At 71.4% G+C, this 18,499-nt stretch carries 16 protein-coding genes; 12 read left to right on the forward strand and 4 right to left on the reverse strand.

Annotation, left to right across the window (positions count from 1 at the left end; genetic code table 11):
- Positions 1 to 354: 354 nt before the first annotated feature.
- Entirely contained in the window at positions 355 to 1,794 is a 1,440-nt protein-coding gene (locus AB0I22_RS29010; protein WP_363133902.1) for a selenium-binding protein SBP56-related protein, read from the forward strand.
- A 111-nt stretch (positions 1,795 to 1,905) separates the two neighbouring features.
- On the forward strand, positions 1,906 to 2,571 hold the full coding sequence (locus AB0I22_RS29015; RefSeq protein ID WP_363133903.1) for a response regulator transcription factor: 666 nt from the start codon (positions 1,906 to 1,908) through the stop codon (positions 2,569 to 2,571).
- Between the two features lie 1,247 nt (positions 2,572 to 3,818).
- On the opposite strand, the gene AB0I22_RS29020 is transcribed toward AB0I22_RS29015, so the two are convergent.
- Entirely contained in the window at positions 3,819 to 3,956 is a 138-nt protein-coding gene (locus AB0I22_RS29020) for a hypothetical protein (protein ID WP_363133964.1), read from the reverse strand.
- 178 nt (positions 3,957 to 4,134) lie between these two features.
- Positions 4,135 to 5,613, reverse strand: a complete 1,479-nt coding sequence (locus AB0I22_RS29025) for a sensor domain-containing protein (RefSeq protein ID WP_363133904.1) — start codon at positions 5,611 to 5,613, stop codon at positions 4,135 to 4,137.
- Positions 5,614 to 5,748: 135 nt separating this feature from the next.
- Between AB0I22_RS29025 and AB0I22_RS29030 the strand changes: the two genes are divergently transcribed.
- The 8 genes from AB0I22_RS29030 (at position 5,749) to AB0I22_RS29065 (ending at position 14,012) form a co-directional block, all read left to right on the forward strand.
- A complete protein-coding gene (locus AB0I22_RS29030; RefSeq protein WP_363133905.1) occupies positions 5,749 to 6,507 on the forward strand; it encodes an ABC transporter ATP-binding protein in 759 nt (252 codons plus the stop codon).
- Positions 6,507 to 9,104 (forward strand): FtsX-like permease family protein, encoded by a 2,598-nt coding sequence (locus AB0I22_RS29035; protein WP_363133961.1) that lies wholly within the window; start codon positions 6,507 to 6,509, stop codon positions 9,102 to 9,104. The genes AB0I22_RS29030 and AB0I22_RS29035 overlap by 1 nt, the downstream gene beginning before the upstream one ends.
- Positions 9,105 to 9,604: 500 nt before the next feature.
- A complete protein-coding gene (locus AB0I22_RS29040; protein WP_169767194.1) occupies positions 9,605 to 9,769 on the forward strand; it encodes a hypothetical protein in 165 nt (54 codons plus the stop codon).
- Between the two features lie 67 nt (positions 9,770 to 9,836).
- On the forward strand, positions 9,837 to 10,130 hold the full coding sequence (locus tag AB0I22_RS29045) for a Dabb family protein (RefSeq protein WP_363133906.1): 294 nt from the start codon (positions 9,837 to 9,839) through the stop codon (positions 10,128 to 10,130).
- A 248-nt stretch (positions 10,131 to 10,378) separates the two neighbouring features.
- The gene (locus tag AB0I22_RS29050) at positions 10,379 to 11,506 is read left to right on the forward strand and encodes an RNA polymerase sigma factor SigF (RefSeq protein WP_363133907.1); all 1,128 of its coding nucleotides are present in this window, start codon (positions 10,379 to 10,381) and stop codon (positions 11,504 to 11,506) included.
- A 200-nt stretch (positions 11,507 to 11,706) separates the two neighbouring features.
- Positions 11,707 to 12,543 (forward strand): RNA polymerase sigma factor SigF, encoded by an 837-nt coding sequence (locus AB0I22_RS29055; RefSeq protein WP_363133908.1) that lies wholly within the window; start codon positions 11,707 to 11,709, stop codon positions 12,541 to 12,543.
- Between the two features lie 721 nt (positions 12,544 to 13,264).
- Positions 13,265 to 13,507: a hypothetical protein gene (locus AB0I22_RS29060; RefSeq protein ID WP_363133909.1), complete on the forward strand. Its 243-nt coding sequence runs from the start codon at positions 13,265 to 13,267 to the stop codon at positions 13,505 to 13,507.
- Between the two features lie 148 nt (positions 13,508 to 13,655).
- On the forward strand, positions 13,656 to 14,012 hold the full coding sequence (locus AB0I22_RS29065) for a hypothetical protein (protein WP_363133910.1): 357 nt from the start codon (positions 13,656 to 13,658) through the stop codon (positions 14,010 to 14,012).
- A gap of 129 nt (positions 14,013 to 14,141) precedes the next feature.
- On the opposite strand, the gene AB0I22_RS29070 is transcribed toward AB0I22_RS29065, so the two are convergent.
- Positions 14,142 to 15,095 (reverse strand): LD-carboxypeptidase, encoded by a 954-nt coding sequence (locus AB0I22_RS29070; protein ID WP_363133911.1) that lies wholly within the window; start codon positions 15,093 to 15,095, stop codon positions 14,142 to 14,144.
- Between the two features lie 489 nt (positions 15,096 to 15,584).
- Positions 15,585 to 16,736 carry a serine hydrolase domain-containing protein gene (locus AB0I22_RS29075; protein WP_363133912.1) on the reverse strand — a complete coding sequence of 384 codons (1,152 nt, stop codon included), beginning with the start codon at positions 16,734 to 16,736 and terminating at the stop codon, positions 15,585 to 15,587.
- 349 nt (positions 16,737 to 17,085) lie between these two features.
- On the opposite strand from AB0I22_RS29075, the gene AB0I22_RS29080 reads away from it, so the two are divergent.
- Together AB0I22_RS29080 and AB0I22_RS29085 are read left to right on the forward strand one after the other, a co-directional pair.
- Positions 17,086 to 17,841: a phosphotransferase gene (locus AB0I22_RS29080; protein ID WP_363133913.1), complete on the forward strand. Its 756-nt coding sequence runs from the start codon at positions 17,086 to 17,088 to the stop codon at positions 17,839 to 17,841.
- A 101-nt stretch (positions 17,842 to 17,942) separates the two neighbouring features.
- Positions 17,943 to 18,443: a GNAT family N-acetyltransferase gene (locus AB0I22_RS29085; RefSeq protein WP_363133914.1), complete on the forward strand. Its 501-nt coding sequence runs from the start codon at positions 17,943 to 17,945 to the stop codon at positions 18,441 to 18,443.
- Positions 18,444 to 18,499 lie beyond the last annotated feature (56 nt).

Below are 18,499 nucleotides of genomic sequence, written 5' to 3' on the forward strand. Positions count from 1 at the left end.
GCGCGGAACGCTTCCTTCCCGCCCGTAGCGCATCTCGCGACCCGGACGAATCAGCCGCTCTGCGAACGCTGTTCACGAACCGTCCCCCATGCCGTCACCCCCTACCGGCACCGGCCCATGGCCCACTTGGCAGCCGATATCCCGTGTGTCACGCTCCGTCCTGAAACGAGGCACGCCCGTTCCCGCACGAACCGACCTCGTACGGAACGGTCGCCACGGAACGACCTCGTACGGAACGGTCGCCCAGGGACCGGCCTCGCACGACTGGTAGCCCACGGACCGCTCGCGCACGAACCGCTCTCGCACGGACCGCTCTCCTACAGACCGCTCTCCTACAGACCGAGGAGACCCGGCATGACCGCCGAAAGCCCCCGCCACGACCTCGCTCACGAGCACCGCCAAGGCGGCGACCCCACCCTCTACCGGACCCCGGCGGACGCCGTAGCCGGACCGCCCGAAAAGCTCGCGTACGTCGTCGGGTTCGACCGCTCCGCACGCCGCCCGGACGCGCTGTTCGTCCTGGACACCGACCCCGACTCCGCTTCGTACGGCCGGGTCACGCACATGACCGAGGTGCCCGGCCTCGGCGACGAGCTGCACCACTTCGGCTGGAACGCCTGCTCCAGCGCGCTCGCCCACGAGGGCCACCACACCCCCGAGCGCCGCTACTTGCTCGCGCCGGGCCTGCGCTCCTCGCGGCTGCACGTCTTCGACACCCACCCGGACCCGGCCCGGCCGCGCCTGGTGAAGGTCGTCGAAGCCGCCGCACTCGCGGCGAAGGCCGGCTATTCGCGCCCGCACACCCTGCACTGCGGCCCCGACGGCGTCTTCCTCTCCTGCCTCGGCGGCGCCGACGGCGAGGACGGTCCGGGCGGCGTGGCGCTCCTCGACCACGAGACCTTCGAGGTGCTGCGGGCCTGGGAGAGCGACCGCGGGCCGCAGCGCCTCGCGTACGACGTCTGGTGGCACCTGGCCCACAACACCGCCGTGACCAGCGAGTGGGGCACCCCCTCGATGATCGAGAACGGCGTCGACCCGGACCTGCTGCTCGGCCGCGGCTACGGCCACGCCCTGCACTTCTGGGACCTGGACACCGGCCGCCACCGCCGCCGGGTGGACCTGGGCGACGAGCACCAGATGGTGCTGGAGCTGCGCCCCGCCCACGACCCGCGGGCCACCTGGGGGTTCGCGGGCGTCGTCGTGAGCGTCGCGGACCTGTCGGCGTCGGTGTGGCTGTGGCACCGCGACGGCGAGGAGTTCACCGCCCGCAAGGTCATCACCCTGCCCGCCGAACCCGCCAAGACCGAGGACCTGCCCCCGGCCCTCCAGCCGTTCGGCGCGGTGCCGCCGCTCGTCACCGACATCAACCTGTCGGTCGACGACCACTGGCTGTACGTATCGGCGTGGGGCACCGGCGAACTCCTCCAGTACGACGTCAGCGACCCCTTCCACCCCCGCCGCACCGCGTCCGTACGCCTCGGCGGCATCACGGGCCGCCGGCCGCACCCCTCCGCGCCGGAGACCCCGCTGACCGGCGGCCCCCAGATGGTCGAACTCAGCCGCGACGGCCGCCGGGTGTACCTGACGAACTCCCTCTACGGCTCCTGGGACGACCAGTTCTACCCGGACGGCATCGACCCCTGGCTCGTCAAACTCGACGCGGACACCGAGCGCGGCGGCCTCCGCGTCGACGATCGGTTCTTCCCGCACGGCGAGGAGTTCCGCGGGCTGCGCGTCCACCAGACGCACCTGGAGGGCGGCGACGCGTCGTCGGACTCGTACTGCTATCCCTGAGCCCGGGCCCGTAGGGCTACCCGGGGCCGACAGAACGGGCCGGGGCCGGGGGCGTACGGTGAACTACCCTGAGGTCGCATCGAATCCGGCACTCAGCGAAGGCAGCGACACGTGACGCGATCTCTCCGGGCAGTGATCGCCGAGGACAACCCGCTGCTCCGCGAGGGGCTCGCCGGCGTGCTCACGCGCTTCGGCCACGAGGTGGCCGCGGCGGTCGGCGACGCGGACTCACTGCTGTCGGCCGTCGCCGAGACCCGCCCGGACATCGTCGTCACGGACGTACGGATGCCGCCGACCCAGACCGACGAGGGGCTCCGCGCCGCACTCGACCTGCGCCGCGCCGCCGCCCCGGGGCGGCCCGTGCTGCCGGTGCTGGTGCTCAGCCAGTACATCCAGCGCACCTACGCGTCCGAGCTGCTGGACTCCTCGGACGGGGTGGCCGTCGGCTATCTGCTCAAGGAGCGGATAGGCAAGCTGGAGGAGTTCATCGACGCGCTGCACCGGGTCGCGGACGGCGGAACGGTGGTGGACCCGGCGGTCGTAAGGCAGTTGCTCAGCCACCGCCGCGACCCACTGGAGCGCCTCACGGCACGCGAGCGCGAGGTACTCGGCCTGATCGCCGAGGGCCGGTCCAACACGACCATCGCCCGCACCCTGGTGGTGAGCGAGGCAGCCGTCAGCAAGCACATCAGCAGCATCTTCATGAAGCTGGACCTGCCCCCGACAGCCGACGGCCACCGCCGCGTACTGGCTGTATTGGCCTATCTGCGCAGTTGAGCGCAGGGGGGGGTGGCGGTGCTGCTGGGTGGGGCGGTATTGCGCCCTGCCGACTGCGGCTCTCGTCTCGGACCCTCCGGGTCCAAAGCGCCACCAGCGGGAGGGGAGGGGGCCGGGCTGCTCTCGGTTCGCGGCCCGTCGCCGTGTGCGTGGCTGAGGTCAGAGAAGGCTCGCTGCGCTTTGCCTGCTGGTTGCTGCCGCGAGGTGGTCGCGGTGGGGCGTTTGAGCGCGGGGTTGGGAGTGGGCTGCGGCCCAATGATCCGGCAGGGGTGGGGAGCGGTTGGCCTGGGCTGGTTCGCTGGCTGTCGCCCGGTCCTGGGGTTGAGGTCAGGGAGGGCTCCGCTGCGCTGCGCGGCCGGCCGCTGCCTTGTCGAGGGGCCTCGTTGGCTACCGGCAGGTAGGTAGGAGTTTCCATCAGGCAAAAGCGCCATATCGGGCGTGGAATCGGATGGAAACCCCAACCGGTTGCCCATTCAACCTACCAGGCCGGACATACCGGGCACACGGGCCGTTGGAGGGCAGTTTCCACACCCGCACACCCCTCCCCTGGGTGCGGAAACCCTCCTCGGACAGCAACCACGACCAAGGCGCAGCGCAGCGAACCGCCCCCTGCCCACTGTCGTGGATCACACGTCCCAGGCCCACATCCACCCGCACCCGGCACCCCCGTACCAGCCTCATCGCGGCAGCAACCAGCGGTGAAGCGCAGCGAGCCTTCTCTGACCTCAGCCACGCACACGGCGACGGGCAGCGAACCGACAGCAGCCCGGCCCCCTCCCCTCCCGCCGCCAGCGCCTTGGACCCGGAGGGTCCGAGACGAAACCCGCACCCGGCCGGACGCAATACCGCCCCACCCGACAACAGCCGCAGCGAAGCGAAGCGGAGCACTCCCTGACCCCAGCCCAGACCACCCACCCCCACCCCCGCCGGATCACCGGGCCGCAACCCACGCCAAACCCGCACCCGACACCCCCGCACCAGCCACCTCGCGGCAGCAACCAGCGGTGAAGCGCAGCGAGCCATCCCTGCCCCCAGCCGAGAACCCACCCGCAAGCCGCCAACCGACAGCAGCCCCGCCCCCTCCCCTCCCGCCGCCAGCGCCTTGGACCCGGAGGGTCCGAGACGAAAGCCGCACCCGGCCGGACGCAATACCGCCCCACCCAACAACAACCACAGCGAAGCGCAGCGGAACGCAGCGGAACGCAGCGGAACGCAGCCCAACGCCAGCCACCAACGCAGCCCCAGCGTCAAGGCCGCAGCACGATCCCCCCGAACACCTCTCCCGCGTCCATCTTCCGGTGCGCCAGTACCGCCTGGTCGAGGGGCAGTTCTTCGGCCTCTGCCTCGTGATCGAGAAGGTCTGCGAGGTGAACGCGCTCAGCCACGGGTTCGCGGAGGCCTTCATGTCGGCCTACCCGGACTCGCAGGAGTTCGCCGCGAGCCGTACGTACACGCTCAACGCGATCGCCCGGCTGGCCCGCCGCGCCAAGGAGACGGGCCGGCTGCGCCCCGGCTGGCATCGGTGCTGCTCAAACACCTGTAGCGCTCCCGATGCCCACCGGCTCAAGCCCTCTCACCAGCCTCACCGACCCCACCGACTTCGCCGGCCTCGCCGACCACCGCCGCCGGTATCTCCAGGCGTACGAGCGTCGGCCCGCCCGCCGGGCTGGAGATCAGCAGCCGGCCGTCGACCACCGCCAGCCGATCCGCGAGCCCCAGCAGGCCCGTGCCCTTGGCCGTGTCCGCGCCGCCCTTGCCGTCATCGCGAATCCGCACCACCAGGCGGCTGCCCGAGCCGCAGCCCAAGCGGTCACCCGAGCGGCCGCCCGGTCGTTCGCCGCCGCCACCCCCCAGCAGTTCCCCCCGCACCTCCGCGCGCGCGGCCCCGCTGTGCTTGGCGACGTTCGCCAGTACCTCGCAGATCGCGAAGTACGCGGTGGACTCCACCGCCTCCGGCAGCCGGCCCGGCAGTTCGAAGGCCACGTCCACCGGGACCGGCGACCGGTCCGCCACGTCGTGCACCGCGCTCGGCAGGCCCCGGTCGGTGAGCACCTGGGGGTGGATGCCCTGGATGAGTTCGCGCAGTTCCTCCAGGGCCAGCCCCGCCTGGTCCTGGGCCTTCGCGATCAGGCTCGCGGCCTCTTCGCCCTCGGACATTCCGGCCAGCCCCAGCAGCATCGTGAGCGCCACCAGCCGCTGCTGCGCCCCGTCGTGGAGGTCGCGTTCGATGCGGCGGCGCTCCGCCTCGAAGGCGTCCACCAGCCGCGCCCGCGACCTGCTGACCTCCAGGAGCCGCTGCGAGAACTCCGCTTCGCGCCGGCCCAGCACCATCCGCGTCAGCGCGGCGCGGCAGCCTGCCACCACACCCATCAGGTAGCCCCCGGCCGGCAGCCAGACCACGGCGAGCAGCCCGGTCGCCGCCGCCTGCGGCAGGGAGGCGATGTTCCAGCCCGGCAGCAGCTGCACATGGGCGTTGACGCCCGCCGCCACGGTCCCCGCCTCGTACAGCACCCCGACGGGCAGCAGCAGGCCGATGCTCAAGGCCGCCAGGTCGACCGGCCACAGCAGCAGGCAGTAGACGAAGAGGTACCCCAACTCCCGCCAGGTGACGGGTTCGCCGAGCCGGGTACGGGCCCACGCCACGAAGCCGGGGCGCTCCGCCGCCGGGTGCGGGTCGCGCACCGCCGCGCCGCCCAGCAGCCGGACCCGGTGCCGTTCCACCGCCCCCATCGGCACCCCGGCGAGGCAGATCGCGGCGAGCAGCGGAATGCCGATCAGCAGCACGGACAGCACCGTTCCGACCAGGATCAGGGCTGTGAGCAGCCCGAACGCGCCCGCGCCGCACACCGCCCCCGTCGCCAGGTACGCGGCCGACCGCCACGGCCACCGCGAGCACAGATAGCCCCGGCGGCGCAGCGCCAGCCACACCCCCGGCCGCCCGGCCTCAGTCCCGGCCCCGACCCCGGCCCCGGCCCGTACGGCATCACCCGCCGCCCACCGGTCTGGCCCGCTCCGCCGCCCCCGCTCCCGCTCCCGCTCCATCGCCGAAACGATACGGACGGTCGCGTACGGCGTCCTGCGGTCCTGCTCCCGTAACGGACGTAGTGCCTGCCATACCCCCAAGACTCGTCCCTGCGGTAGTGCGGCGACCGGCCCCCCACCGGTTCCCTGATACCCATGGACGCCAACGAACCGGTACAGCTCTTATCCGTGTCGAGGAGCTACGGCACCGGGCCGAACTCGGTCACCGCCCTCGACGACGTGACCCTCTCCATCCCCAAGGGTTCGTTCACCGCCGTCATGGGCCCCTCCGGCTCGGGCAAGTCCACGCTGCTCCAGTGCGCCGCAGGGCTCGACCGGCCCACCGCCGGCCGGGTCGTCCTCGCCGGTACGGACCTGACCGGGCTGAACGAGACCGCGCTGACGCTGCTGCGCCGCGACCGCATCGGTTTCGTGTTCCAGTCCTTCAACCTCCTCCCCTCCCTGACGGCCGAACAGAACGTCTCCCTCCCCCTGCGGCTGGCCGGCCGCAGGCCCACCGGCACCGAGATCCTGGACGTACTGTCGGCGGTCGGGCTCGGCGACCGCGCCCGGCACCGGCCCGGCGAGCTCTCCGGCGGCCAGCAGCAGCGCGTGGCCATCGCCCGCGCCCTGATCACCCGCCCTCAGGTGCTCTTCGCCGACGAGCCCACCGGCGCGCTGGATACCGCCAACTCCCGTGAACTCCTCGCGATGCTGCGGGACATGGTCGACGACGGGCTGACCATCGTGATGGTCACGCACGACCCGGTGGCGGCCTCGTACGCGCACCAGGTGATCTTCCTGGAGGACGGCCGAATCGCGGGCCGCCTCGAAGCCCCGACCTCCGCGCAGGTGGCGGCCCGGATGACGCGAATGGCCCAGATGCCCCGAATGACCCGGATGGAAACGGCGTGATGCTGAGCATCGCCCGGCACACCCTGCGCACCAGGTGGGGCGCCTTCGTCGGGTCGTTCGTCGCGCTCATGCTCGGGGTGGCGCTGCTGTCCACCATGGGGCTCGTGCTCGCCGCGACGGTCACCGCTCCCGAGCGCGGGCCCGGCCGGTTCGCCGCCGCGCCCGTGGTCGTACGCGGTGCCCCCGCCCTCACCGTCACCGACTCCTGGGGCGGCCGGGACAAGGAGCCCTTGGCGGAACCGCGCGGCCTGTCCGACGCGCTCGTGGCGAAGGCCCGTACGGCCGGACGCACCGTGCTGGACCGCAGCTTCCCGGTCCAGCTCGCCGGCGGCCCCGACCGGCAGGTCGGCCACGCCTGGCCGTCGGCGGCCCTCGCCCCCTACCGGCTGACCGCCGGCCGCCCGCCCGCCTCCGACGACGAGATCGTCGTCGGAGGATTCGGCGGCATCGGCGGATTCAAAGGCACCGGAGGGACCGGAGCCACCAGCGGCACCAGCGGATTCAGAGGCACCAGCGGCATCGGCGACGCCAAGCCCGACGCCAAGCCCGGCGACAAGGTGACCGTACTGACCCCCGAGCGCCCGCGCTCCTACACCGTCTCCGGCGTCACGGCCCCGGTCCCCTTCGAGAACGCCCTCTTCTTCAGCGAACGGGAGGCCGCCCGCCTCTCCCCGCGCGTCGACGCGCTCGTCTCGTACGGCCCCGCCGACGCGGTGCGCGCAGCAGTCGGCGACAAGGCCCAGGTCCTCACCGGCGACGACCGTCGCGACGCCGACCCCCGCGCGAAGGAGGACTCCGAGGCGCTGGTCGGCGTCAGCTCCCTGCTCGGCATGGCCGCCGGCGTCGCCGCCTTCGTCTCCGTCTCCGTCATCGCCTCGACCTTCGCCTACTCCGTCGTCCAGCGCCGCCGCGAACTGGCCCTGATGCGGCTGGCGGGCGCCACGCCCCGCCAGGTGCGGCGGCTGGTGCTCGGCGAGGCGAAGATCGTCGGTATCGCCGCCTCCGCCGCCGGCTGCGCCCTGAGCGTCCTCGGCGGGCCGCTGCTCGCCGACTGGCTGGCCGGCCACGGGATCGCGCCGGAATGGTTCTCCGTCCCGCTGACCTGGCTGTCGGTCCTGCTCGTCCTCGCCGCTTTCGCGCTCGGCGTGCTCCTCGCCTGGCTCGGCGCCGGCGTCGCGGCCCTCCGCGCGGGGCGGACCCGGCCGCTGGAGGCGCTGCACGACAGCGAGGCCGAGGCCGACCGCAAGGCCATGACCACGGGCCGCCGGCTGCTCGGGCTGACCGCCCTGGCCTGCGGCATCGGCCTGCTGGCCGGCGCGCCCCTGCTGCCGCCGCTGTACTGGGCCGGGCTCACCGCGCTGGTCGCCCCGGCGCTGATCCTCGCCTTCGCGCTGCTCTCGCCGATGGTCATCCCCCTCATCGCCCGGCTCGTCACCGCCCCGTCGTCGGCCCTCAGCCGCGGCGCGGGCACCATGCTCGTACGGGCCGCCGCCCTGACCTCGATCCGCCGCACCGCCGCCACCGCCGCCCCGGTCCTGATCACGGTGGGGCTGGCCTGCTCGCTGTGGAGCACCTCGGGCTCCATCCAGACGGCCCGCTCCAGAGAGGCCGAGCACCAGGTGCGCGCCGCCGACATGGTCGTCGTCCCGGTCCACGCGCCGGGCCTCAGCCGCGCCGTCGTGGACCGGGTCCGCGCGGCGCGCGGCGTGGACGCGGCGGCCACCACGCCGACGACGGTCTTCACCGTCCCCGGCCCCGACGCCCTCCTCTACCCGGCCGGCGCCCCGCTGCTGCCCTACCCCGCGCGGGCCGTCACGCCGTCCGCGCTGACCGCTGTGATGAAGCCCTCAGTGGTCTCCGGCAAGCTCGCGGACCTCGGCGACGACACGATCGTGGTCGACGAGTCCTGGAACCGCTCCGTCGGCGACAAGGTCAGGGTCTGGCTCGCCGACGGCCGCGAGGTCTCGCTGCGCGTGGCGGCCGTACTCAAAACCGGGCTGGGCGACAACGGCGTATTCGTCAGCCCGCGGTACGCCGGAACACGGCTGTCCGACGCGGTGTACGTCAGGCTGCGGCCCGGCGCCGACCCCGCGACGGCCCGCGGCGCGGTGGCCGCTGCCGCCCGCGACGGATTCGCCGAGGCGGTGCCGCTCGGGCGGTGGTCGGCGCGCGTGGACGCCCGTAAAGCCGAGGAGACCCGGCTGGCCCTGCTCGTCATCGGCGGCATCGCGGTCCTCTACACCGGCGTCGCCATCGCCAACACCCTCGCCATGTCGACCCGCCACCGCGCCCGCGAACTCGCCCTCCTGCGGCTGTCCGGACTCACCCCCGCCCAGGTGCTGCGGGTGGTGGCGGCCGAGGCGCTGCTGGTGGTCGCGGTGGGCGTGGTGCTGGCGGCGGGGGTGGCGGCGCTCAGCTTGGGCGGGCTGTGGTTCGCGCTGCGGCAGATCGTCAGCGGCGCCCCGGTGGTGATCCCGGCCGGGCCAGTCGTGGGGATCGCGGCGGCCTGCGCGGTCATCGCCCTGCTGGCCACGGTGGTCCCGGCCTGGTACGCGCTGCGGACGCCGGCGGTGCGGTTCACGTCGACCGAGGGTTGAGGAGGAGTACGGACGTACGGGCGCGAGTGGACGTACGGGCGCGGGCCGGGCTCGTACGGGGCCGAGGCCGGGCCCAGGCCCGTACAGCCCGTAAAGGCGTCTCGCACAGCCAGCGCGGGCCACGAAAACAAACGGGCCGCGCAAGAAGCGCGGCCCGCTGTGGAGGAGGAAAGAAGGACGGGGGAAGCGGCATCGGGGGGACAAGCCGCTTCCCCCGATGAGGACACGGCCTCCAAGTCCGAACCGCGCTCAGGGGGGAAGCGCGCGGCCGGACCCCGCAGTGAGGCCCATGTCCCTTGCCCGCGGATTCCTGCCAGATCCGCTGGGCTCCCCTCCATCCTGCGCTCTTTCGACGGCGGGGCCAGCGGGCAAAGGGCCTCGTTCACCGGGCCTTTGGTCCTTAAAGATGACATCAACGCACGGATACGGACCGACGACTCGTCCATACGTGTGGATAGACTCACGCGAGACAGAGGGGACAGCCGGGGAGGCAGTGCAGCATGGCGCAAGCGAGGAAGATAATCCTCATCATCGTTGTCATCTTTGTGCTGTACACGATCATCACCTCCCCGCCCCGCGCAGCCGAACTGGTCCAGATGGGCTTCCAGGCCATCTCGGACGCCGCGCACAGCGTCGGCGAGTTCATGACCCAGCTGATCAAGTGACCCGGTCGAGCCGCTGACCGGGCTCGTCACACGACCGGCTCCGCGCCGCCCACAGGGAGACATCCGCGTGCTACGCCACCTGGTCCTGTTCAAGCTCAACGAGGGCGTCACGCGCGACGACCCGCGCGTCATCGCGGGAGCACGCGCCTTCGAGGAGCTGGGCGGGCTCATCCCCGACCTGCGCTCCTGGGAGTGCGGCTGGAACATCGCCGACCGCCCCATCGCGTACGACTTCGCCATCAACTCCTCCGTCGACGACGCCGAGGCGCTCCAGCGCTACCTGGAACACCCGGCGCACCAGGCGGGCGTCGCGCTGTGGAAGGAATTCTCGACCTGGGTGATGGCCGACTACCCGTTCTGACGGGCCGGCCCACCGGACCCCGCGTTCTCGGACTCCTGTCCGAGAACGCGGGGTTTTTTCGTACACCCTTCGACCGCCCCGGGCCCATCCGGCAGACCATCCCGCAGACCACCCGACAGGCCGACAAACAAACCAACTAACGAACCAACACGTCGTTATGGGGTGCTTGCACACAGTGCACATGTCTTGTGATGCTATGACCGCTTTTGACGGATACATGGACCATGAGGGGAAGGGGTGGCGTGAGGATGTCGGCCCGTACCGCGCCCGGAACGCCGCTCCAGAGCCGGAGCGGAGACGACGGCGAACCCGCCACCGGGAGCCGTGACGCGGCGCTCCCGGGCCGGGAGACAGCGGCCGACGGGCCGGGGGCCGCGACCGGAGCCCGGGAGACGGCCGCCGAGACCCGAGAACCGGCGTCCGAGGCGGTCGAGGCATCCGAGGCATCCGAGGCATCCGAGGCAAGCGAGACAGGCGAGAGGGCGACGGTCGAGCCAGGCGAGCCGGCAGCAGGCGAGGGGGCGGCATCCGAAGGCCAGGAAACGACGCCCGAGTCCGAAGGCCGGGAAGCGGCGGCCGGGAGCCGGGAGAGCGCCGCTCGTGGCCGCGAGCGGCGCGGCGCCGACGCCCGCGCGCTGACCCAGATCCTCTTCAAAGAGATCGCCGCCCTGGCGCCGGGCAGCAGCGAGCACGCCCGCGTACGGGCCGCCCTGATCGAGGCCAATCTGCCGCTGGTGCGGTACGCGGCGGCCCGGTTCCGCAGCCGCAACGAGCCGATGGAGGACGTGGTCCAGGTCGGCACGATCGGCCTGATCAACGCCATCGACCGGTTCGACCCCGACCGCGGGGTGCAGTTCCCGACCTTCGCGATGCCGACCGTCGTCGGCGAGATCAAGCGCTACTTCCGCGACAACGTCCGTACGGTCCACGTCCCGCGCCGCCTCCACGAGCTGTGGGTGCAGGTCAACGGCGCGACCGAGGACCTGACCGTGCTGCACGGCCGCTCCCCCACCACCGGCGAGATCGCCGAGCGGCTCAAGCTGACCGAGGAGGACGTGCTCGCGTGCATCGAGGCGGGCCGCTCGTACCACGCCACCTCGCTGGAGGCGGCGCAGGAGGGCGACGGCCTGCCGGGCCTCCTCGACCGGCTGGGGTACGAGGATCCGGCGCTCGCCGGAGTCGAGCATCGCGACCTCGTCCGGCATCTGCTCGTACAGCTGCCGGAGCGCGAGCAGCGAATCCTGCTGCTGCGGTACTACAACAACCTGACGCAGTCCCAGATCAGTGTGGAGCTCGGGGTTTCGCAGATGCACGTGTCCCGGCTGCTCTCCCGCAGCTTCGCACGCCTGCGTTCCGCAAATCGGATCGAGGCGTAATCAACGCGGGGGACCCCTCCCCCACTCCTTCGGGGCGGATAAGTCGACTTGGCGCTACAGCGTGTTGCCGACATGTGACATTCTGCTGGAACCGCGTTTGCCGCAGCGCCGCCTCCGGTATTCAGGTGGAGGCTGCACTCCTCGTACGAACTGGGTACGGGGGAGCTGCTGCAACCCGTCCGCGACCTCAAGGGGGTGGCATGTCCGTAGAACTGGGCAGCTCGAAGGTGCTCCTCACCAAAGACGCACCACACGATGTGCTTGACGACTGCGACGCCATCGACACTCGCACCCTCTCCCGCGCCCTCTTCCTGCGGCTTGCCACGCTAGCCAAGGACAGCGCGGAGCGTACGTACGTACGCGACACCCTTATCGAACTGAACCTGCCGCTCGTGCGCTACGCGGCGGCCCGATTCCGCAGTCGCAACGAGCCGATGGAGGACATCGTCCAGGTCGGCACGATCGGCCTCATCAAGGCGATCGATCGTTTCGACTGCGAACGCGGGGTGGAGTTCCCCACCTTCGCGATGCCGACCGTCGTCGGCGAGATCAAGCGCTTCTTCCGCGACACCAGTTGGTCGGTGCGGGTCCCCAGGCGGCTCCAGGAGCTGCGGCTGGCCCTCACCAAGGCCAGTGACGAGCTGTCGCAGAAGCTCGACCGCTCCCCGACCGTGCCCGAACTGGCCTTGTGCCTGGGCGTGTCCGAGGAGGACGTGGTCGACGGCCTGGCGGTGGGCAACGCCTATACCGCCAGTTCGCTCGACTCCCCCTCGGCCGAGGAGGACGGCGGCGAGGGCTCGCTGGCCGACCGGCTCGGCTACGAGGACACCGCGCTGGAGGGCGTCGAGTACCGGGAGTCGCTCAAGCCGCTGCTGGCCAAACTCCCACCGCGGGAGCGGCAGATCATCATGTTGCGCTTCTTCGCCAATATGACGCAGTCGCAGATCGGCGAGGAGGTCGGCATCTCGCAGATGCACGTCTCCCGGCTGCTCACCCGCACCCTGGCGACGCTGCGCGAAGGGCTCATCTCCGACTGAACGGGCCGGGCCGGGCCACACGGCTCGGCACCGCCGCACGCGACGCATACTGCACTCGGCGCCCCGCGTGCTCGGCACTCGGCGCCCAGCGCGCTCGGTGCCCAGCGCTCGGCATCTATACAGCTGACGCCCCGTCAGCCACACTGGCCCGATGCGACGGACGACGATCGGCTCCGCCTCGGCGACGGCGCTCTGCCTCGGCGTACTGCTCACCGGCTGCGGCAGCGGCGGCCGCGATGGCTACGTCGCGGCCGAAGCGGCGGGCCCCGCCGGCGACCACGCCCCGGCCACGGCCGTACCGCCGAAGGGCGGCGTGGATCTCGTACCGCTGGACGGGACGGCGAGCGGCCGGCCGACGCCGCGACCGGACGCGAGCTCCGGCGACAAGGCCCGTACGCCCGGTGGCTCGGGGGCGTCTTCCGCCCCAGGCACGCCAGGCGGGGATACGAGCACGGGCACGTCCCCAAGTCCCGGCGCGAGTACGGGTACGGGGACGGGTACGAGCAGTGGCACGGGTACGGGCAGGGGCTCGGGTACAGGGGCGGGCAAGGGAACGGGGACTCCGCAGAAACCCCCGAGCCGCCCGCCAGGCTCCCCAACCTCACCCGGCACTCCGGGTGCCCCCAGCACCACCCCTCCCAGCTCACCGCCCCCGGCACCTGCGGCCCTGACCGTGAGCACGCCGAAGCGCGCTCCGGCAGACCATCGCTGGTGCGAAAAGGTGACGGTCACGTTCACCAACACCGGGGGCAGGCCCGCGACCAAGGGCATCGTCACGTTCGAGACCCACATCATCGGAGCCCTGGGCGTCGACTGGGCGACGATCAAGCAGACCCGCCCGCTGCCCGCGCCGATCGCGGCGGGAAAGCGGAAGGAACAGACCTGGCCGATCTGCGTGGACGCGTGGCGGGTACCGCTGGGCATGCACATCGAGACGCAGGACGTCACGGCGAAGTGGAAGTGAAGGCGCCGACCGGGAACGGCCGCCGCGCGGATGGGCGCGATTCTCGGCTGCCGCCCAGGTCGGTCGACCGCTGTCCCTCCAGCAACGGACAAGGCCGGGCTACCGTAGAGGGCCAGCTACGAGAACGACGGTCACGGAGCCCGATGCGATGAGAACGCGCTCTTTGGACTTCGGTCTGTACGCGAACGAGCAGGACTTGGCATGGGTCAGGGGGCTCGTCAAAGAACTCGTGGACTCCCGGAGCGCCCGGATCGTCGAGGAGACCGTCGCGCGGACCACGCGCGGGGGCGAGATGACGACCGCCTACATGTACGACTTCCTGGCGGAGCAGTGGGCCGTGGAACACCCTGGTCAGGACAGCGGCACACGGGAAGCGGTCGAGTTGCGCGTCCGCTTGGTGTGCTCCCTGCGGACGCGGCGGACCATCCGCAAGGCAGTGATCAAGGGCCTGTGCCCGGAGGGCATGGGGCCGCACACCTGCCGTGTCCCCTGGATGTCCTGCTGAACTGAATCAAGGCGCCCGATGGCGTAGGCGACGGTTTCCCGAGCGCCGGAAAGCCGACGGCCATGATCGGCCGACTGTACAACTGACCGTTCAACTAACCACTCAACTGACCGCTCACCCGACCGTTGTTCACGACATCACACGCGGCCGGACCGCCGGTTCGAGCAGCGCCAACGTCCGCTGCCCCGCGTCGAGACCAGCACGGATGCCGACCGGCATCGGGAGGTTCGGACCGGCGTGGCCGAACTCGACGTTGCCCAGCACCGGGATGTCACGGTCGCCGAGGACGTCGAGAACGATCTCGGGGAGCGACGGTGACGCGTCGGGGGAACCCAGCCCGCCGATCGCACGCGGCACCCCGACGACCATGCCCGCGATGCGGTCGAGAATGCCGCAGTGCCGCAGCACTTGCAGGTCGCTCCAGACCCACGACGCCTCGCCGCCCATCTCCTCCCAGAACAGCACCGCGCCGTCGAACCACTCCAGCGGCAGCGCGAAACGCGTCGCCTGTGTCCGCATGATGCGATTGAGCACCCCGCCGATCAACGGCCCTTCGGCGCGCCCGGCACGCCAGCACTCCCACGACGGCCCGGCCGGCAACATGCCGATCGCTTCCGATCCGCCGGTCAGGAGGGTTGTGTAAAGGTCCTCCAGCACCTGCCTACGCGCTGCGGGCGCCGCCTGCCACGCCTCGCCGAGGCCGGGCGTGGCCAAGTCGGCGTGGAACCCGACCAGGCCCGTACGCGAGTAGAGCACCAGATGCAGCAGCGAGATATCGCTGTACCCGAGAATCGGCTTGGGGTCGGCCTTGATCGCCTCGGTGTCGATGAGATCGAGGTAGCCGAGCACCGTCTGCCCGCCGTCATGCGCGATGACCGCGCGCACCTCAGGGTCCCGCAGCAACCCATTCAGCTCCCCCGCGATCTCCGCCGCCGGAGCCGAACTCCACCAATGCCTCCGCCCGGCTTCGAGCAGCGGCGCACGGCGGACCCGGAACCCCATGTGCTTGAGCGTGGCCTCCGCTTGCTCAAGTCCCCGCACATGCGCGGCATCGAGCGGCCCGGACAGCGCCGCGATGACCACCAGATCTCCTGGCACCAGAGCACGAGGCCGAAGCGGTACGGGGGAGCCAGGCTGTGCGGGCGGTACGGGCGGTGCGGCAGGAGTCATTGAGACAGTCTCTCGGCGCTCCCAACAGCACGCCACGCATTTACCGAACGGGCCGGCCGACGCGGTGACCCAGCAGGCTCGATACCTCGGTTCGATTGCGGCAGAAGGCTCCGCTGCGCTGCGCTTCGCTGGGGCTGTTGTTGGGTGGGGCGGCATTGCGCCCGGCCGACTGCGGCTCTCGTCTCGGACCCACCCACCGGCAATACCGCCCCACGCGGCAGCACCAGCCCCCGAACCAGCGCAGCCCACCGCAGAGTGGCCGTAGCAGCGCCGCCGGTCACATCCCACCCGACAGCCCGTTCAACAGCCACTCCCCGAGGAGTACCGCCTGATCAGGCCCGCCGATTCCTCCTCCAGCCGCCTCTCACCACCCCCGCCGAGCGCAGACGGCCTGGCAGGTCGTCACTGGCAGAGGGCGGTCTCCAGCAGTTGTTCGGCGTGCTGGCGGCCGTCCTTGGAGGGGCCCGGGTTGGCGGTGACGGCGATGGTGGCGGCGCGGCCGTCTTCGGTCGCGCCCGAGTAGTCCGCGTAGCCGCGGTAGTCGCCGTCGTGCCCCCACATGAGGACGCCGCAGCTCAGCGGCTGGCTGGACAGGCCGAGCCCGAACTTGGTGCCGTCCGGGTACCCGGAATCGGCCGGGATCTCCACGGTCCTCTGCATCTCGCGGAGTTGCGCGGGCTTCAGCAGTTTGCCGCCGACCAGGGCGGCGAAGAAGCGGTTCAGGTCGCTCGGAGTGGCGATCAGAGCGCCGGCGGCCCAGGCCGCTGACGGGTCGGTCTCGGTGACGTCCAGCAGCGGTTCGCCGGCCTTCAACGAGACGTAGCCGTGCGGGTGGGGCTCCCGAATGCTCTGGTCGCCCACGGTCGGGAAGTAGGTGTGCCGCAGCCCGACGCGGTCGATCACCCGGCGGGTGATCTCCTCGCCCACCGGACGGCCGGTGACCTTCTCGACGAGCAGCCCGGCCACCACGTAGTCGGTGTTGCAGTACCGCCAGCCCTTGCCGGGCCGGAAAACGCCCTTGTGCTGGAGCGCGTAGTCGAGCAGCGTCCGGGGCTGGTAGTAGCGGTGGCGGTTGGCGACCAGGTCGTCCATGTACTCGGTGTAGTCGGGCAACCCGCTGGTGTGCTGCAACAGTTGGCGCACTGTGATGACACGGCCGTCGATGTGGTCGCCGCGCAGCAGCCCCGGCAGGTATGTGTCGACCGGGGCGTCCAGTTCCACCTTGCCCTCGCCGACGAGTTGCAGGACGACCGTGGCCGTAAAGGACTTGGTGATGCTCGCGGCCCGCAACTGCCCGTCGACCGGCACCTTCTCCCCGGTCCGCAGGTCCCCGACCCCCGCTGTGGCATTACGGACGCGCCCGTCGCGGGCGGTGACGGAGGCCATCGCGGCGGGGTAACCGTCCTTCTGCACCAGCCGGTCCAGCCCGCGCTGCACCGGGTCGCCGCCCCGGTGCTGCGCTGCGGACGCGGGCAGCGCGCCCGCCAAGGCCAGGGTGGTGGCGGCCAGCACGACCGCCGCCGTGATCCGGCGGCGGTGAGAGCGTTTCGACATGATGAGCCCTTCCTCCTGTACGCGACTGTGACAGTGAGATCCAGCCTGCTGGCGCGCGACTTGGCACACCATCCGGACAGCCGCAGCGGCCCGACTGGTGCTGCCCCCAAGCAAGTTGACCCACGAGCCGCATTGCGGACCCTTGCGATACACCACGCCCAAGGCGCGGTGGCGCGCCCGACCACCCTCAATCCCGCCACACCCCAAAGTCGGACGGCCCGGCGGTTGGCGTCTTGTACGAGGGCGCTGGGCGTCCGCTCCGTGGCGGGGGCGGGGGCGCCGCCTGCCGTGCCAGCGCACGCGAGAAACGCCGCGACATCGCCGATCGCCGCCGCCATACTGATCGCCCATGGATGAGATCGAAGTCGTCGTCGCCCATTCCGAGCGTGCGACCCTGCGCGTCGGCGACGTGTTCCTGAAGGTGGACGCCGATCAGGCGCGCCTCGGCATCGAGGTCGAGGCAATGGCCTTGGCGCCGGTCCCGACTCCGAAGATCTTGTGGCACAAGCCGCCCGTGCTGGCGATCGCCGCGGCCTCGGGGACGGCGCTCGGCTCCCTCGGCGAGCCGCCTGCCGCGTCCCCGGCGGCGTGGGCCGCGGCGGGGGCCGCCATCCGGAAGTTGCACGACGCGCCGTTGCCGCCCTGGCCCGGCCGGGGCGGCAAGGGCCCCGACGAGTTGGTGGCGGAGCTCGACGGAGAGTGCGAGTGGCTCGTCACGAACGACTTCCTGCCCGCCGACCTGGTCACCCGCAACCGCCGGATCGCCGAGGCCGCGCTCCGGCCGCGGGCCCCGGTGTTCGCGCACGGCGACCTCCAGATCGCTCACGTTTTCGTCGAGGGCGACGAGGTCACAGGCATCATCGACTGGTCCGAGGCGGGCCAGGGCGACGCCTTGTTCGACCTCGCCACCTTGACGCTCGGATACGCGGAGCACCTCGGCGACGTCGTCGCCGGCTACGGCGTCGACGTCGACGTCGATCTCGACGTGATCCGCGGGTGGTGGGCGTTGCGAAGCCTGGTGGTGGTTCGCTGGCTGTCCGAGCACGGCTTCGACCCGTTCGCGCCAGGCTGTGAAGTCGACGTACTGAGATCCCTGATGTCCTGATGTCCTGATGTGAGGCTGTACGGGCCCGAACCAGCGGAGCAGTACGGGATATGCGACACCTCCGCGACGTGAGGTTCCGGGTGCGTCCGTAGAGTGTCGTCATGCCGTATTCGCCAATGCCGCTCCAACTCGACACCGCACGCCTGTCATTGCGTCAGTGGACCGAGTCCGACATAGACGCCCACCGCGCGCTCGTCGCCGAACGGGGTGGCGGTATGCCATCGATTGAGGACAACCGGCGGATGATCGAGGATCAGCGCGCTGCGGCGGAACTGACAGGAATCACTCTGTTGCCCGTCGTCCGCCGCGACGCGGGCGATTTCATCGGTTATTGCGGGCTCACTGTCGGCCGGGCTTCCGTTGACGAGCCGGAAATCGCCTATGAGCTGTTCCGGCGCGTGCACGGACAGGGCTATGCCACCGAGGCGGCGTCCGCGGTGCTCGACGCGGCAATCGGGACGGGGCGGAAGCGGCTCTGGTCGTCGGTGCGTCCCTGGAACGCGCCGTCGTTCCGCGTCCTCGAAAAGCTTGCGTTCGAGCGCGACCACGTCTCGACCGAGGCCGACGGCGAACTGGTATGGCTCACACGCTCACTGCCGTAGGGCACATTTCGCTCGCCTGAATACGACCAGGAGCGCCGCCTCCCAGCGCAATCGTC

This window comes from Streptomyces sp. NPDC050610 (genome assembly GCF_040654875.1).
In the GTDB taxonomy this organism is placed as follows: Bacteria; Actinomycetota; Actinomycetes; order Streptomycetales; family Streptomycetaceae; genus Streptomyces.

Excerpts from the sequence above, each read along its gene's own strand:
- AB0I22_RS29040 (WP_169767194.1), top strand. The coding sequence starts at position 9,605 with ATGGCGCAAGCGAGGAAGATAATCCTCATCATCGTTGTCATCTTTGTG.
- AB0I22_RS29030 (WP_363133905.1), top strand. The coding sequence starts at position 5,749 with ATGGACGCCAACGAACCGGTACAGCTCTTATCCGTGTCGAGGAGCTAC.
- AB0I22_RS29050 (WP_363133907.1), top strand. The coding sequence starts at position 10,379 with ATGTCGGCCCGTACCGCGCCCGGAACGCCGCTCCAGAGCCGGAGCGGA.
- AB0I22_RS29035 (WP_363133961.1), top strand. The coding sequence starts at position 6,507 with ATGCTGAGCATCGCCCGGCACACCCTGCGCACCAGGTGGGGCGCCTTC.
- AB0I22_RS29085 (WP_363133914.1), top strand. The coding sequence starts at position 17,943 with ATGCCGTATTCGCCAATGCCGCTCCAACTCGACACCGCACGCCTGTCA.
- AB0I22_RS29010 (WP_363133902.1), top strand. The coding sequence starts at position 355 with ATGACCGCCGAAAGCCCCCGCCACGACCTCGCTCACGAGCACCGCCAA.
- AB0I22_RS29065 (WP_363133910.1), top strand. The coding sequence starts at position 13,656 with ATGAGAACGCGCTCTTTGGACTTCGGTCTGTACGCGAACGAGCAGGAC.
- AB0I22_RS29080 (WP_363133913.1), top strand. The coding sequence starts at position 17,086 with ATGGATGAGATCGAAGTCGTCGTCGCCCATTCCGAGCGTGCGACCCTG.
- AB0I22_RS29055 (WP_363133908.1), top strand. The coding sequence starts at position 11,707 with ATGTCCGTAGAACTGGGCAGCTCGAAGGTGCTCCTCACCAAAGACGCA.
- AB0I22_RS29075 (WP_363133912.1), bottom strand. The coding sequence starts at position 16,736 with ATGTCGAAACGCTCTCACCGCCGCCGGATCACGGCGGCGGTCGTGCTG.
- AB0I22_RS29025 (WP_363133904.1), bottom strand. The coding sequence starts at position 5,613 with ATGGAGCGGGAGCGGGAGCGGGGGCGGCGGAGCGGGCCAGACCGGTGG.